Origin of the sequence: Pseudomonas sp. CFBP 13710 (genome assembly GCF_014842235.1) — a bacterium.
Taxonomy (GTDB): domain Bacteria; phylum Pseudomonadota; class Gammaproteobacteria; order Pseudomonadales; family Pseudomonadaceae; genus Aquipseudomonas; species Aquipseudomonas baltica.
This window is the reverse complement of the sequence record NZ_JACYVJ010000001.1, coordinates 176,723-192,845: the sequence shown is the minus strand read 5'-3', so window position 1 is coordinate 192,845 and position 16,123 is coordinate 176,723. Positions and strand designations below refer to the sequence as shown.

Here is a 16,123-nt window from a genome sequence, read left to right as displayed (position 1 = left end):
TGCTCTTGGGTTGGATCTGGGGGTTCGGCGGCGCTCCGTTCGCGGGCACTGCCCGCTCCTACAAGGGCACGGGCTGCGGCAGTATCGGACTTACCGCTTGTGAGTCATGGCGCGGCGTTCGAATTCGACGATGCGCTGGCGGTAGTGCTCGATGGTCTGCGCGGTCAATACGCTGCGCTGGTCGTCCTTCAACTCGCCGTCCAGTTCATGGGCCAGCTTGCGCGCCGCGGCCACCATCACGTCGAAGGCCTGCTTGGGATGACGCGGGCCGGGCAGACCGAGGAAGAAGCTCACGGCACGGGTACTGAAATGGTCGATATCATCCAGATCGAAGATGCCCGGCTTGACCGCATTGGCCATGGAGAACAGCACTTCGCCATTGCCAGCCATGCTTTCGTGACGATGGAAAATGTCCATTTCGCCGAAGCGCAGGCCGCTTTCGAGGATGTTCTGCAGCAGCGCAGGGCCGCGGAAGCCGCTCTCGCTGCGCGAGATGACGCTGATCACCAGCACCTCTTCGACCGGTGGCAGGTCTTTCTCCACGGCCGGGGCACCGCTGCTGGAAAAACCCTTGCCCTCGCTGGCGAAATCGTCGTGGGCGTCACGCGCCGCTTTCATCGCAGGCTGCGGTTTGGCCGGCTTGGGCTCGCGTGCAGGCTTGGTCGGCCGGGCCTCGCGGGGCTCCTTGATCTCGTCCAGCTCCACGGCCAGGTTGAGATCAGCGTGGTCGGCCGACGGCTCGCGCTTGGCGCGCTGGTTGCCGCCGTCGCGCTGGGCGCTCATGGACGGCAGGTCATGCTCATCCAGTTGCGGCTCTTTATGAGCATCGAGTACGCGAGGCGGACCGAGCACTTCGGCGCCCGTGTCTTCCTCGGGAAGGTTGTTGATGTTGCGATCCAGGCGAAACTTGAGCTTGCCCTTGCCGCCACGCATCCGGCGCCAGCCGTCGAAAAGAATACCGGCAATGACAATGATGCCGATGAGGATCAGCCACTCGCGCAGACCGATTTCCATGTAATCCCGTGCCTCTATAAAAATGCTGAAAAATAAAGGGTGTGAACCCTCTTTAAGACGTGGCGCCAACTGTATGTTCTGACAGGCGTTTTCCCACGCGTAAACAAGACTTTGGTAAAACTAGCACGACCAGAAACAACTTTACACCGTCTGTCGCATTTGGCTCGATTTTAACGCCATGATAAGGGTTTTTCAGGCCTCGACCATGGCCAATGCCTCTTCCACGTCCACGGCCACCAGTCGCGAGCAACCGGGTTCGTGCATGGTCACCCCCATCAACTGATCGGCCATCTCCATGGCGATCTTGTTGTGGGTGATATAGATGAACTGCACCGTCTGCGACATCTCTTTCACCAACCGGGCGTAACGACCGACGTTGGCGTCGTCCAACGGTGCATCGACTTCGTCGAGCATGCAGAACGGCGCCGGATTCAGTTTGAAGATAGCGAAAACCAGGGCCAGTGCGGTCAAGGCTTTCTCTCCACCGGAGAGCAAATGAATGGTGCTGTTCTTCTTGCCGGGCGGACGCGCCATGATCGTCACCCCTGTATCGAGTAAATCTTCGCCCGTCAGTTCCAGATAAGCACTGCCACCACCGAAAACTTTTGGAAAAAGTGCCTGCAAACCGGCATTGATCTGGTCAAAGGTGTCCTTGAAGCGGCTGCGGGTTTCCTTGTCGATCTTGCGAATGACGTTTTCCAGGGTGTCCAGCGCTTCGGCCAGATCGGCGTTTTGCGCATCCAGATAGCGCTTGCGCTCGGATTGCTGCTGGTATTCGTCGATGGCCGCGAGGTTGATCGCGCCCAGGCGCTGGATGCGCCCGTCGATACGGTGCAGTTCTTCCTCGGCCTCCTGCTCGCTGGCCAACACGTCGAGGGTGGCGAGCACGCCGTGCAGGTCGTAGCCGTCGGCCTGCAGCTGCTCCTGCAGAGTCTTGCGCCGCACGCTGAGCCCCTGCCACTCCAGGCGGTGCTGTTCCAGCTGGCCGCGCAACAGCTGGCTCTGCTGCTCGGCCTGGGTGCGACGTTTTTCGACCTCGCGCAGCTCGCGATCGGCATCGTCCAGTGCCAGCCGCGCGTGGCGCATTTCTTCGTCGACGGCCATGCGCTGTCCGAGCAGGCCTTCGAGGTCCAGGCGCAGTTCTTCGAGCGGGGCCTCGCCCTCCTCCAGGTTCAAACTCAATTGTTCGCGTTTCTCGCCCAAACGCTCGGCCTGCAATTGCAGGCGTTCCAGCGCCTGGCCAGTGGAGTCGTGCTGGGCGCGCAGCGAGCCCAGGCGAACCGCCAACTGATGCGCGCGATCCTTGTGCTGGCGGGCGTCCTGGCGAATGCGCTCCAGGCCTTCGCGCAGGCTGTCGCGCTGCGCCATGAGCTGTTCGCGCTGTTCGGTGTCGATGGCCATGGCGTCGAGCGCGTCCTGCAACTGCAGGCGCGACTCACCGAGCTGCTCGTGTTCCAGGGCGCGCTGTTCGGCCAGTTCGCCGAGTTCTTCGTCGAGGCGCCGACGACGCAGCGCCAGCTGCTCGGCCCTGGCCCGGCTCGCCGAGAGCGTGGCCTTGAGCTCGCCCTGCTGACGGTTTTCATTCTGGATGCGGCGGCGCAGCTGTTCGCGCAGCTGTTCCTGGGCACCCTGCTGTTCACGGCAGGCCGCAAGCTGTTCCTGCAGTTGTGCAAGGGTCGCTTCGCGCGACTCGACGTCCAACTGCAGGGCCTGCAGCTCCTGCCCGCGGGCCAGAACTCCGCGGCTGGCGTCGTTGCCACGGCTGACGCGCAGAAAGTGCCGACCCAGCCAATAGCCGTCCTGGCTGACCAGGCTTTCGCCCGCGGCCAGTTGGCTGCGCTGGGCCAGCGCGGTGTCGAGGTCGGCGACCGTTCGCACCCCCGCGAGCCAGGGGCTCAGGTCGACCTGGCTGTGGACCTTGTGCAGCAGACTGTCTGGCAAAGCTACGGCGCCCGCAGCCGCGCTGATCAGGCGCAGTTCGCCCTGATCGAAGCCGGCCAGGTCGAGGCCTTGCAGATCATCGACCAGCACTGCCTGCAGATCGGCGCCCAACACGGTTTCCACCGCCAGCTCCCAGCCGGGCTCGACGCGCAGCCCTTCGGCCAGGCGCGGATGGCCGGCCAGCCCCTGTTGATCCAGCCACTGCGCGGTGCCCGTGCCCGGATCCAGCGCGGCCTGCTGCAAAGCCTCGAGGGAAGCCAGGCGGCCGTTGAGCCGCTGCAGCTCGCCCTGGGCCTGTTGCTGGGCCTGGGTCGCCTGTTGCAGTTGCTGACGGGTAGCGTCCAGCTGTTCGGCCTGTTGCCGTTCCTCGGCGGTCCACTCTTCGATGAGCATTTCGCTGCTGGCCAGCTGTTCAGCCAATTCCAGGATGGCGGCGTCTTCCGGGTCGGCCGCCAGCAGTTCGCGCTCTTCGCTATGCCGCCGCTGCCGCTCGGCCAGGCGCTGCATCGACAGTTCGAGCTGGGCGATGCGCGCCTGCTGAACTTCGGCCAGGCGCCGTGGCTCGGCCGAGTCAGTGTTGAACCGGTCCCACTGCTCCTGCCAACCGTGCATGCGGGTTTCCGCTTCTTCCAGCGCCGCCGCCGCTTCTTCGGCGGCGGCGCTGCTGGTCGCCTGCTCCGGCTCGAGCATGTCCAGCTCTTCGCCCAGGGTCGCCAGCAGGGTCTGGTCGTGGCCCAGGTGCGATTCGGTTTCCAGGCGAGCGCGTTCGGCTTCCTTGAAATCGTCCTGCAGTTGGCGCAGGCGCTGCTGGCCGTGCTGGATGTTCTGCTCGACCCGGGCGATGTCACCGCCCACGGAATAGAAGCGCGCCTGCACGGTATTGAAGCGTTCGGACAGCTCGTGATGGCCATCGCGCAGGCGCTCGATGCCCGCATCGGCGTTGCGCTGTTCTGCCACCAGCGCTTCGAAGGCCACCTCCTGATCGGCGATGACCGCTTCGCGCTGGCCCACCTGCTCGTTCAGGGTTTGCCAACGCAAGGCCGACAGCTGCGCCTTGAGCTGGCGTTCCTCGGCTTTGTACTGCTGGTATTTCTCGGCCGCCTGGGCCTGGCGGTGCAGGCGTTCGAGCTGGCGTTCCAGCTCTTCGCGCAGGTCGGTCAGGCGCGCCAGGTTCTCGTGGGTACGGCGAATGCGACTTTCGGTCTCGCGGCGGCGCTCCTTGTACTTGGAGATGCCGGCGGCTTCCTCGATGAAGTTGCGCAGGTCTTCGGGCTTGGCCTCGATCAGCTTGGAGATCATCCCCTGTTCGATGATCGAGTAGCTGCGCGGGCCCAGGCCGGTGCCGAGAAAGATGTCGGTGATGTCGCGGCGCCGACACTTGGTGCCGTTCAGGTAATAGGTGTTCTGGCTTTCGCGGGTGACCTTGCGCCGGATCGAGATTTCCGCGTAGGCCGCGTACTCGCCCACCAGCGTGCTGTCGCTGTTGTCGAACACCAGCTCGATGCTGGCCTGGCTGACCGGCTTGCGGCTGGTGGAGCCGTTGAAGATGACGTCGGTCATCGACTCGCCGCGCAGGTTCTTCGCCGAGCTCTCGCCCATGACCCAGCGCACGGCGTCGATGATGTTGGACTTGCCGCAACCGTTGGGCCCGACCACGGCAGCCATATTGCTGGGGAAGTTGACCGTGGTCGGGTCGACGAACGACTTGAACCCGGACAGGCGAATACACTTGAGGCGCATGCTCAGCGCGCCGCCAGGGCGCTGAGCACCAGTTCACAGCTGCGCTGGCAGTATTCGCCGAGAACCTTGCGGATGAGCTGCGGATCGCGCGCGGAAACCGCCTGCAGCAGCCGCCCGAACAAGGCCAGGTATTCGCTCATCGAGGCCTTGCGCTGCTCCAGGGCCAGGTAGTAGGTGCGGTTCATGGCCGGCTGGAGGTTCTCGATGGTTTCTTGCAGGTACGGGTTGTTGGCGAACGGATAGGCGGCGCGCATGACGTTGAAGCTGTCCTCGACGAAGGCGGTGATGTCCTGGCGCTCGTAGCTGGTCTGCAGGCGTTGCTGGATGACCAGGAACGGTGCGAGGTCGGCCTCGGTCTGCCAGCGCTGGGCCACGGCGTCGCCGAGCATGATATACATCTCGCCCATCAGGGCACAGAGGCTGCGCACCTTGTGCTCGGTGAGTTCGCTGACCTGGGCGCCGCGCCGCGGCAGGATCTCGACCAGGTGGCGGCGCTCGAGAATCAACAGGGCTTCGCGCACCGAGCCGCGGCTGACGTTCAGCGCCTGGGTGACCTTGAGTTCCTGAATGCGCTCGGCCGGCTTGAGCTCACCGCTGATGATGCGCTCGGCCAGATGATGGGCAATTTGCTCGGCGAGGCTGTCCGGCGCCTTGAACGTCATGGGTTTCCTTCGACAATCGGTAATCGGCAAGCTGTGATCAAAGCATGCGGCGCAGTGTACTCCAATTGAACGGCAAAGGCGGCAGTTGGCACGGATGTGGCTTGGCAAAGGCATGACTGCCGGGGTGCAGGCAACGGGTTCGCGAAACTTCCTGACCCGCAGGTCAGCTAATCGTTGACCGCTTCCCGGCCGCCGCATAGATTCTGCTCAAGGCAGACCCAAGAATCAGGTGTCGTGAGGCCATCCGTGATCCAGTTTCTCTTGAATCAACAGCTGCATACCGAGCACGCCCTGGACCCGAACCTGACCGTGCTCGACTACCTGCGCACCGATCTGGCGCGGCCAGGCACCAAAGAGGGGTGCGCCAGCGGCGATTGCGGTGCGTGCACGGTAGTGATCGGCGAACTGGTGGAAGACGGTGCGCAGACGCATATCCGCTATCGCAGCAGCAACGCGTGCCTGACCTTCGTCGCCAGCCTGCACGGCAAGCAGCTGCTCAGTGTCGAAGACCTCAAGCATCAGGGCCGTCTGCACAGCGTGCAGCAGGCCATGGTCGATTGCCATGGCTCGCAGTGCGGGTTCTGCACCCCCGGTTTCGTCATGTCGCTGTTTGCCCTGCAGAAGAACCAACCCCAGGCCAGCCGCGAGCAGGCCTGCGAAGCACTGGCCGGCAACCTGTGTCGCTGCACCGGCTACCGGCCGATCCTCGACGCCGCGGCCCAGGCCTGCGGCGGACCCACGCTGCCCGATCAGTTCGACAGCCAGCAGGCGCAGACCATCGCCAGGCTGAAAACCATTGCACCGGCGCACACCGACGAACTCCACGGTGGCAACAACCGCTGCCTGGTGCCCTTGACCGTGGCCGATCTGGCCGAGCTGTACAGCGAGCAGCCCGAAGCACGACTGCTGGCCGGCGGCACCGACCTGGCGCTGGAGGTCACCCAGGCGCACCGGGTGCTGCCGGTGATAATCTACGTGGGCCACGTAGCCGAGATGAAGCGCATCGAAACGTTCGAAGACCGCCTGGAGATCGGCGCGGCCACGCCGCTGACCGACTGCTACCAGGCACTGGCGAACGAATACGCGGATTTTGGCCACCTGCTGCACCGCTTCGCCTCGTTGCAGATCCGCAACCAGGCCACTCTGGGCGGCAACATCGGCAATGCGTCGCCGATCGGTGATACCCCGCCGCTGCTGCTGGCCCTGGGCGCGCAGGTGGTACTGCGCAAAGGCTCGCGCAGCCGCACCCTGCCCCTGCAGGACTATTTCATCGACTACCGCATCACCGCTCGCGAAGACGGCGAGTTCATCGAGAAGGTCATCGTGCCGCGCGCCGACCCGCGCCGGGCTTTCCGCGCCTACAAGGTGTCGAAACGACTGGACGATGACATTTCCGCGGTTTGCGCCGCGTTCGACCTGTTGATCGAAGACGGTGTGGTGCACGAGGTGCGCGCCGCCTTTGGCGGCATGGCGGCAATCCCCAAACGCGCTGCGGCCTGCGAATCGGCACTGCTCGGCAAGCCCTGGAACAAGGCCAGCGTCGAGGCCGCCTGCGCCGCCCTGGCCGAGGACTTCACACCGCTGTCGGATTTTCGCGCGAGCAAGCAGTACCGCCTGCTGACCGCACAGAACCTGCTGCGCAAGTGTTTCATCGAGCTGCAGTCGCCACACATTCAAACGCGGGTGAGCGCCCATGTCTGAGCATCCAGCGCCCGACAGCCAGGCACGCATGGCTGAACTGTTCGCCCAGGGCCTGACCACCGGCGTTGGCCGGGGCGTCAAGCACGACAGCGCCGACAAGCACGTCACCGGTGAGGCGGTGTACATCGACGACCGCCTGGAATTCCCCAACCAGCTGCACGTGTACGCCCGGCTTTCCGACCGTGCCCACGCGCGCATCGTGCGCATCGACACGTCGGCCTGCTACACCATTCCCGGCGTGCGCCTGGCGATCACCCACGAGGACATTCCCGGCCTCAAGGACATCGGCCCGCTGCTGCCGGGCGACCCGCTGCTGGCGATCGACAAGGTCGAGTTCGTTGGCCAGCCGGTGCTGGCCGTGGCGGCGCGCGACCTCGACAGCGCCCGCCGCGGGGCGATGGCCGCCGTGATCGAGTACGAAGATCTGCCGCCGGTGCTGGACGTGGTCGAGGCGCTGCGGCAGAAGCATTTCGTGCTCGACAGCCACACCCACCAGCGCGGCGATTCGGCAACCGCCCTGGCCAGCGCCACCCATCGCCTGCAGGGCAGCCTGCACATCGGTGGCCAGGAGCATTTCTACCTGGAGACGCAGATCAGCTCGGTGATGCCCACCGAGGACGGCGGCATGATCGTCTACTGCTCGACGCAGAACCCCACCGAGGTGCAGAAGCTGGTGGCCGAAGTGCTGGGCGTGTCGATGAGCCAGGTGGTGGTGGACATGCGCCGCATGGGTGGCGGCTTCGGCGGCAAGGAAACCCAGGCGGCCAGCCCGGCCTGTCTGTGCGCGGTGGTGGCGCACCTGACCGGGCAGCCGACCAAGATGCGCCTGCCGCGGGTCGAGGACATGCTCATGACCGGCAAACGCCACCCCTTCTACATCGAGTACGACGTCGGTTTCGACGACAGCGGGCGCCTGCACGGGATCAATCTGGATTTGGCCGGCAACTGTGGCTACTCACCCGACCTGTCGGCATCCATCGTCGACCGGGCGATGTTCCATGCCGACAACGCCTATTACCTGGGCGACGCCACCATCAATGGCCACCGCTGCAAGACCCACACCGCGTCGAACACCGCCTACCGTGGCTTCGGCGGCCCCCAGGGCATGGTCGCCATCGAGGAAGTGATGGACCGCATCGCCCGCCACCTGGCCCTCGACCCGCTGGAGGTGCGCAAGGCCAACTACTACGGCAAGACCGAGCGCAACGTCACCCACTACTATCAGACGGTGGAGCACAACCTGCTCGAAGAGATCACCGCCGAGCTCGAAGCCAGCTGCGACTATGGCCCGCGCCGCGAGGCGATCCGCGCGTTCAACGCCGACAGCCCGGTATTGAAGAAAGGCCTGGCACTGACGCCGGTGAAGTTCGGTATCTCGTTCACCGCCAGCTTCCTCAACCAGGCCGGGGCGCTGATCCATATCTACACCGACGGCAGCATTCACCTGAACCACGGCGGCACCGAAATGGGCCAGGGCTTGAACGTCAAGGTCGCGCAGGTGGTGGCCGAGGTGTTCCAGGTCGACATCGGCCGCATCCAGATCACCGCGACCAATACCGACAAGGTGCCCAACACCTCCCCCACCGCGGCTTCCAGTGGCGCCGACCTGAACGGCAAGGCGGCGCAGAACGCGGCGCTGATCCTCAAGCATCGGCTGGTGGAGTTCGCCGCCCGGCATTATCGGGTCAGTGAAGAAGACGTGGCGTTCAGCAACGGGCACGTGCGCGTACGCGACCAGTTGCTGACGTTCCAGAGCCTGGTGCAGCAGGCGTGGATGGGCCAGGTGTCGCTGTCCAGCACGGGTTATTACAAGACGCCGAAGATCCACTACGACCGCAGCCTGGCGCGCGGCCGACCGTTCTACTATTTCGCCTACGGCGCGGCGTGCTGCGAAGTGCTGATCGACACCCTGACCGGCGAGTACAAGCTGTTGCGCACCGATATCCTGCATGACGTCGGCGCCTCGTTGAACCCGGCCATCGACCTCGGCCAGGTTGAAGGCGGCTTCCTGCAGGGGGTGGGCTGGCTGACGTGCGAGGAACTGGTGTGGAGCGACCAAGGCAAGCTGCTGACCAGCGGGCCGGCCTCGTACAAGATTCCGGCGGTGGCCGACATGCCACAGGATCTGCGCGTGCACCTGGTTGAGAACCGCAAGAACCCGGAAGACACGGTGTTCCATTCCAAGGCCGTGGGCGAGCCGCCGTTCATGCTGGGAATCGCCGCCTGGTGCGCGATCAAGGACGCCGTGGCGAGCCTGGGTGATTACCGCCTGCAACCGAACATCGACGCCCCCGCCACCCCGGAACGAGTGCTCTGGGGCTGCGAACAGATGCGCAAGGCGACCGAGGGGAGTACGGACCATGACTGACTGGATCGGCGCGCTGGCCGAGCATCAGGCCCGCGGCGAAGCCTGCGTGCTGGTGACCATCATCGAAGAAAAGGGCTCTACGCCGCGCAACGCCGGGGCCAAGATGGTGGTCAGTGCCACCGCCCTGTACGACACCATCGGCGGCGGTCATCTGGAGTACAAGTGCCTGCACATCGCTCGACAGATGCTCGCCGAAGGCACCCGCGCCACGCGTCTGGAACGCTTCAGCCTGGGCGCCAGCCTGGGCCAATGCTGCGGCGGCACCACGGTGCTGCTGTTCGAGCCCATGCTGCAGGCGCAGGCCCAGGTGGTGGTGTTCGGCGCCGGCCACGTCGGCCGCGCGCTGGTGCCCCTGCTGGCGAGCCTGCCGTGCCGGGTGCGCTGGGTCGATTCGCGGGCCGACGAGTTTCCGCCAAGCCTGCCCGACGGGGTCTGCCAGGTGATCACCGACGAGCCGGTGGATGAAGTGGCGAGTCTGCCGGCGGGCAGCTACTGCATCGTCATGACCCACGACCACTCGCTCGATCTGGAGTTGACCCGGGCCATTCTCGAACGCAACGATTTCACCTGGTTCGGCCTGATCGGCTCGGCCACCAAGCGCGCCCGCTTCGAGCATCGCCTGCGCGACCGCGGCATCGCGCCCAGTGTAGTGCAGCGCATGCGCTGCCCCATGGGCCTGGCGGCAGTGAAAGGCAAGCTGCCGATGGAAATCGCCGTTTCCATCGCCGCCGAGATCATCGCCACCTACAATGCGCACTTTGGCGCCCGCGCTGAGCCGGGGACAGCCAGCTCGCCGGAGGTCGCCCAACTGCTGCCGCGCTCGCGCCGCAGCCCCGTTACCTTGAGAGATGCACCATGAGCCTTACCCGCAAAGCCTATCGCGCCGCGATCCTGCACAGCCTCGACGACCCTGCCCTGGTCGGTGTCCAGGCCTCCTACCAATACTTCGCCGATGGCGTGCTGGTGGTGGAGGACGGTCGCATCCTGGCGCTGGGCGCGGCCGACGAGGTGCTGCCGACCCTGCCGGCCACCGTCGAGGTCACTCACTACCCGGATGCCTTGATCACCCCCGGTTTCATCGACACCCACATTCATTTTCCACAGACCGGCATGGTCGGTTCCTATGGCGAGCAACTGCTGGACTGGCTGAACGAGTACACCTTCCCGTGCGAAGGCCAGTTCAGCGACAAGGCCCATGCCGACCAAGTGGCGGATATCTTCCTCAAGGAACTGCTGCGCAACGGCACCACCACCGCGCTGGTGTTCGGCAGCGTTCACCCCGAATCGGTCGACGCCCTGTTCGAAGCCGCCGAGGCCCTCGACCTGCGGCTGATCGCCGGCAAGGTAATGATGGACCGCAACGCCCCGGACTATCTGACCGACACTGCCGAGAGCAGCTATGCCCAGAGCAAGGCGCTGATCGAGCGCTGGCACGGCAAGGGCCGTCTGCACTACGCGGTGACGCCACGCTTCGCGCCGACCAGCAGCGAGGCGCAGTTGACCTTGGCCGGGCAGTTGCTGCGCGAACACCCGGACGTCTACCTGCAGACCCACATCAGCGAGAACCTCAAGGAAATCGAGTGGGTCAAGGCGCTGTTCCCCGAGCGGCGCAACTACCTGGACGTGTACGACCACTACCAATTGCTCGGCGAGCGCTCGGTGCTGGCCCACGGCGTGCACCTGTGCGACGAGGAATGCCAGCGGCTGGCCGAAACCGGCTCGGCCATCGCCTTCTGCCCCACCTCGAACCTGTTCCTAGGCAGCGGCCTGTTCAACCTGCCCCAGGCCGAGCGCTTCAAGGTCAATGTCGGCCTGGGCACCGATGTCGGTGGTGGCACCAGCTTCTCGCTGTTGCAGACCCTGAACGAGGCGTACAAGGTCATGCAGTTGCAGGGCGAAAAGCTCAACCCGTTCAAGTCGCTGTACCTGGCGACCCTGGGCGGCGCTCGCGCACTGCGCCTGGAAGACCGTATCGGTACGCTGCAACCAGGCACCGACGCCGACTTCGTGGTGCTCGACTACCATGCCACGCCGCTGCTGAGCTATCGCATCGGCCAGGCCAAGACCTTCGAGGAAGTGCTGTTCGTGCTGATGACCCTGGGCGACGACCGCGCGGTGCTGCAAACCTACGCCGCAGGGCGCCAGGTGCATTGCCGCGACTGAGCGTCCCTACACATTCGTATGGAACTTTTGCAGGAAAATGCCCCCTCAATCGGGTACCCTGCCCACTTTTTCAGAAAGGAGAATCACCATGGCTAAAGCCACTGCCCGCCACATCCTGGTTGCCGACGAAGCCAAGTGCAACGACCTCAAGGCCCAGATCGAAGGCGGCGCCGATTTCGCGGAGATCGCCAAGGCCAACTCCACCTGCCCGTCCAGCCGCCAAGGTGGCGATCTGGGTTCGTTCGGCCCAGGCCAGATGGTCAAGGAATTCGACACCGTCGTGTTCAGCGCGCCGATCAACGTCGTGCAGGGCCCGGTGAAGACCCAGTTCGGTTACCACCTGCTGGAAGTCACCAGCCGCCAGGACTGATCAGTCCGCGGTCTGCGTTACACCCGAACGGCCCGTCTATCGCGGGCCGTTCTGCATTTGCAATGCCACCGGGCCATGATGTTAGGCTGCACCCTTCGCTCTTCGACTCAGGCAGACAATGCGCGCAGCTTTCCTCTCATTCGTTCTTTGTGCCCTGTTCACCACCGCGAGCAATGCCCAGGCTGCGCCGCAGCACGCATTGACCGTCTACGGCGAAGCGCCCCGCTACCCTGCCGACTTCCAGCATTTCGACTATGTGAATCCCGATGCGCCCAAGGGCGGCAGCCTGCGTCGCTCGGCGGTGGAGATCGGCCAGTACGACCACATTCTGCCGTACATCGACAAGGGCATCGGCGTCAGCCAGGTGGACGGCCTGCTCTACGCCCCTCTGGCGGTGCGCTCGCTGGACGAGCCGTACACCGTGTACGGGCTGGTGGCCGAGCGCATGGAGCGCAGTGAAGACGGCCTGTGGCTGCGCTTCTACCTCAACCCCAAGGCGGTGTTCGCCGACGGCCAGCCGATCACCGCGCAGGACGTGCGCTACACCTTCGAGCTGTTGATGCGCGAAGGCAGCCTAGGCTACCGCACGCAGTTCGCCAATGTCGCGGACGTGCAGGTCGAGGGCCCACGCCAGATGCGCTTCAACTTCAAGAACGCCGAAAGCCGCACCCTGCCGCTGGACCTGGCGACACTGCCGGTGCTGCCCGAACACTGGTGGAAAACCCGCGACTTCGCCAACGGCGGCGGCTTCGAGGCGCCGCTGGGCAGCGGCCCGTACCGTATCGACAAGATCGACAACGGCCGTAGCATCACCTTCCAGCGCAACCCCGACTGGTGGGGCAAGGACCTGCCCGAAGCACGCGGCATGTACAACTTCGACCGCTTCAGCATCGAGTACTTCGGCGACACCGATGTGGCTCGCCAGGTGCTGCGCGGCGGCGGTTACGACTACAACCGCGAGTTCTCCGCCACCGCCTATACCATCGGCTACAACGGCCCGGCGCTCGACGATGGTCGCCTGCAACGCGCTCACCTGGCCAAGCAGGGCCTGCAATCGGCCCAGGGCTTCATTTTCAATCTGCAGCGACCGGTGTTCCAGGACCGCCGCGTGCGCCAGGCGCTGGCCATGCTCTGGGACTTCGAATGGAGCAACCGGCAGATGATGCGCGGCATGTACATCCGGCAGCAGAGCTTCTTCTCCAACAGCCCGCTGGCCGCCCGTGAATTGCCCAGCGACGGCGAATTGCAGATTCTGGAAAAACTGCGTGGCCAGGTGCCGGATGAAGTGTTCAGCAAAGTCTTTCATGCGCCCGTCAGCGACGGCTCGGGCTTGATCCGCGACAAGCAGTTGCAAGCCTTGCGCCTGCTGCAGCTGGCCGGCTGGCACGCCGACGGCGACCGTCTGGTGAACGCCGAAGGCCAGCCGCTGAGCTTCACCTTTCTCAATACCCAGAACGGTCTGGAGCGCTTGCTGCTGCCTTGGAAACGCAACCTGGCGCAGATCGGCATCACCATGGAGATTCGTCGCATCGATTCCTCGCAGTACGTCAACCGCTTGATGGCGCGCGACTACGACATGATCATCAGCGGCTACCCGGTGACCCCGACGCCGGGCATCGAGCTGTACAACTTCTTCGGCTCGAGCGTGGCCACCGACCCCGGCTCGAACAACCTGATGGTGCTCAAGGACCCGGCCGTGGACCAGTTGATCAATGGCCTCGGCGCGGCCAGCACGCAACCGCAGATGCGCGACTACGCGCACGCCCTCGACCGAGTGCTGCAGTGGAACTACTACTGGGTGCCCAACTATTACCCGCCGGGCACCTCCACGGTGTGGTGGAACCGCTTCGGCATGCCCGCCTCGCCAGCGCCCAATGACCCGGCCATCGAAACCTGGTGGGAGGTCAGCGCGACGGCGCTGACCACCGAACAGATGCGTGACCGCCTGACAGGGAAGACTCACTGATGCTGGGTTACACGCTACGTCGCCTGCTGCTGATCGTGCCGACCTTGCTGGCGATCCTGCTGGTCAATTTCGCCATCGTCCAGGCCGCGCCGGGCGGCCCGGTCGAGCAAGCCATCGCGCGCCTGCAGGGCGTAGGCGGCGCCAGCGTCACCGGTGGCGGCGGCGACACGCTGCAGGGCGGCTCGCGGGCCAGCCGTGGCCTGGACCCGAAACTGATCAAGGACATCGAGCGCCAGTACGGTTTCGACAAACCGGCCCACGAGCGCCTGTGGCTGATGATCAAGAGCTACGCGGTGCTGGATTTCGGCAGCAGCTTCTTTCGCGGCGCCAAGGTCACCGACCTGATCCTGGACAAGATGCCGGTGACCCTCTCGCTGGGCTTCTGGGCCACCTTGATCACCTACCTGGTGTCGATCCCGCTGGGCATCCGCAAGGCGGTGCACCATGGCAGCCGCTTCGACATCTGGAGCAGCAGCCTGATCATCATCGGCTATGCCATGCCGGCGTTCCTGTTCGCCATGCTGCTGATCGTGGTGTTCGCCGGCGGCACCTCGTTGAACTGGTTTCCGGTGCGCGGGCTGGTCTCGGACAATTTCGCCGAGCTCAGCCTGCTGGGCAAGGTCGCCGACTACTTCTGGCACCTGGTGCTGCCGGTCACCTCGCTGGTGATCGGTGGTTTCGCTACCTTGACCATTCTTACCAAGAATTCCTTCCTCAACGAGGTCACCCGGCAATACGTGGTGACGGCGCGGGCCAAGGGCCTGAGCGAGCGACGAGTGCTGTACGGTCACGTGTTCCGCAACGCCATGCTGCTGGTGGTGGCCGGCCTGCCACAGGCGTTCATCAGCGTGTTCTTCGCCGGTTCGTTGCTGATCGAGGTGATCTTCTCCCTCGACGGGCTCGGTCGCCTGAGCTATGAGGCCGCCGTGGCGCGGGATTATCCGGTGGTGTTCGGCTCGCTGTTCATCTTTACCCTGCTGGGGCTGCTGATCAAACTGATCGGCGACCTGTGCTACACCCTGGTCGATCCCCGCATCGACTTCAGCGCGAGGAATGCCTGATGCGCCTGTCGCCCCTGGCCCGTCGTCGCCTGGACCGCTTCAAGCAGAACCGTCGCGGCTGGTGGTCGCTGTGGCTGTTCCTGGCCCTGTTCGCCCTGACGCTGGGCGGCGAGCTGGTCGCCAATGACAAACCGCTGGTGCTCAAGTACGACGGCGAGCTGTATTTCCCGGTGTTCAAACGCCATACCGAGCAGGAGTTCGGCGGCCAGCTGCCGTTCCAGGCCGACTACCGCAGCGACTATGTGCGGCAGCTGATCGAGGGGCGCGGCGGCTGGATGCTGTTTCCGCCGATTCCGTTCAGCGCCGACACGCCCAACTACGACCTGAGCCAACCGGCGCCCAGCCCGCCGTCGACCACCAACTGGCTGGGCACCGACGACCAGTCGCGCGATGTGCTGGCGCGGGTCATCTTCGGTGCGCGAGTGTCGATCCTGTTCGCCCTGGCGCTGACCTTGATCAGCTCACTGATCGGCATCGGCGCCGGTGCTCTGCAGGGCTACTACGGCGGTTGGGTGGACCTGTTCGGCCAGCGTCTGCTGGAGGTCTGGTCGGGGCTGCCGGTGCTTTACCTGCTGATCATCCTGTCGGGCTTCGTCGAACCCAATTTCTGGTGGTTGCTGGGGATCATGGCGCTGTTTTCCTGGTTGGCGCTGGTGGACGTGGTGCGCGCCGAGTTCCTGCGCGGGCGCAATCTGGAATACGTCAAGGCAGCGCGAGCGCTGGGGTTGTCGGACCGCAAGATCATTCTGCGGCACATTCTGCCCAACGCCATGAACGCGACCCTGAGCTTTCTGCCGTTCATTCTGACCGGGGCGATTTCCACGCTGACGGCGTTGGATTTCCTCGGTTTCGGCATGCCGGCCGGCAGCGCTTCGCTGGGGGAATTGATTGCCCAGGGCAAGCAGAACCTGCAGGCACCCTGGTTGGGGTTTACCGCGTTTTTCACGCTGGCGCTGATACTGTCGCTGCTGGTGTTCATTGGAGAGGGGCTGCGCGATGCGTTCGATCCGCGTGCTTGACTGGGGATTTGTGGGGGTTCATTCGCGGCCGCTGACCGCTCCTACAGTGGATGCAGGCACTTCACCAATCCCTGTAGGAGCGGCCAGTGGCCGCGAACGCGGTATCCCAGTACCCGCA

At 64.7% G+C, this 16,123-nt stretch carries 11 protein-coding genes; 8 read left to right on the top strand and 3 right to left on the bottom strand.

The features are described from left to right. Positions 1–90: 90 nt before the first annotated feature. The 3 genes from zipA to IFT44_RS00850 form a co-directional block, all read right to left on the bottom strand. Positions 91–1,014 (bottom strand): cell division protein ZipA, encoded by a 924-nt coding sequence (zipA, locus tag IFT44_RS00860; RefSeq protein WP_192057222.1) that lies wholly within the window; start codon positions 1,012–1,014, stop codon positions 91–93. A gap of 192 nt (positions 1,015–1,206) precedes the next feature. Then, positions 1,207–4,695, bottom strand: a complete 3,489-nt coding sequence (gene smc / locus IFT44_RS00855; RefSeq protein WP_192175242.1) for a chromosome segregation protein SMC — start codon at positions 4,693–4,695, stop codon at positions 1,207–1,209. Positions 4,696–4,697: 2 nt separating this feature from the next. Then, entirely contained in the window at positions 4,698–5,357 is a 660-nt protein-coding gene (locus IFT44_RS00850; RefSeq protein ID WP_192057224.1) for a GntR family transcriptional regulator, read from the bottom strand. 246 nt (positions 5,358–5,603) lie between these two features. Between IFT44_RS00850 and xdhA the strand changes: the two genes are divergently transcribed. The 8 genes from xdhA (at position 5,604) to IFT44_RS00810 (ending at position 16,005) form a co-directional block, all read left to right on the top strand. Continuing rightward, positions 5,604–7,058 (top strand): xanthine dehydrogenase small subunit, encoded by a 1,455-nt coding sequence (gene xdhA, locus IFT44_RS00845; RefSeq protein WP_192175241.1) that lies wholly within the window; start codon positions 5,604–5,606, stop codon positions 7,056–7,058. Further along, complete coding sequence (gene xdhB, locus IFT44_RS00840; protein WP_192175240.1) at positions 7,051–9,426, top strand: xanthine dehydrogenase molybdopterin binding subunit; 2,376 nt, start codon at positions 7,051–7,053, stop codon at positions 9,424–9,426. Before xdhA ends, xdhB begins: the two co-directional genes overlap by 8 nt. Further along, complete coding sequence (gene xdhC, locus IFT44_RS00835; protein ID WP_192175239.1) at positions 9,419–10,285, top strand: xanthine dehydrogenase accessory protein XdhC; 867 nt, start codon at positions 9,419–9,421, stop codon at positions 10,283–10,285. Before xdhB ends, xdhC begins: the two co-directional genes overlap by 8 nt. Next, positions 10,282–11,589, top strand: coding sequence for a guanine deaminase (gene guaD, locus IFT44_RS00830; protein ID WP_192175238.1), 1,308 nt, complete (start codon positions 10,282–10,284; stop codon positions 11,587–11,589). The genes xdhC and guaD overlap by 4 nt, the downstream gene beginning before the upstream one ends. Positions 11,590–11,677: 88 nt before the next feature. After that, a complete protein-coding gene (locus IFT44_RS00825; RefSeq protein WP_043189047.1) occupies positions 11,678–11,959 on the top strand; it encodes a peptidylprolyl isomerase in 282 nt (93 codons plus the stop codon). Between the two features lie 118 nt (positions 11,960–12,077). Then, the gene (locus tag IFT44_RS00820; RefSeq protein ID WP_192175237.1) at positions 12,078–13,925 is read left to right on the top strand and encodes an extracellular solute-binding protein; all 1,848 of its coding nucleotides are present in this window, start codon (positions 12,078–12,080) and stop codon (positions 13,923–13,925) included. After that, entirely contained in the window at positions 13,925–14,986 is a 1,062-nt protein-coding gene (locus IFT44_RS00815; RefSeq protein ID WP_122714193.1) for a microcin C ABC transporter permease YejB, read from the top strand. Before IFT44_RS00820 ends, IFT44_RS00815 begins: the two co-directional genes overlap by 1 nt. Continuing rightward, entirely contained in the window at positions 14,983–16,005 is a 1,023-nt protein-coding gene (locus IFT44_RS00810) for an ABC transporter permease (protein ID WP_192175499.1), read from the top strand. Before IFT44_RS00815 ends, IFT44_RS00810 begins: the two co-directional genes overlap by 4 nt. Positions 16,006–16,123: the final 118 nt, after the last annotated feature.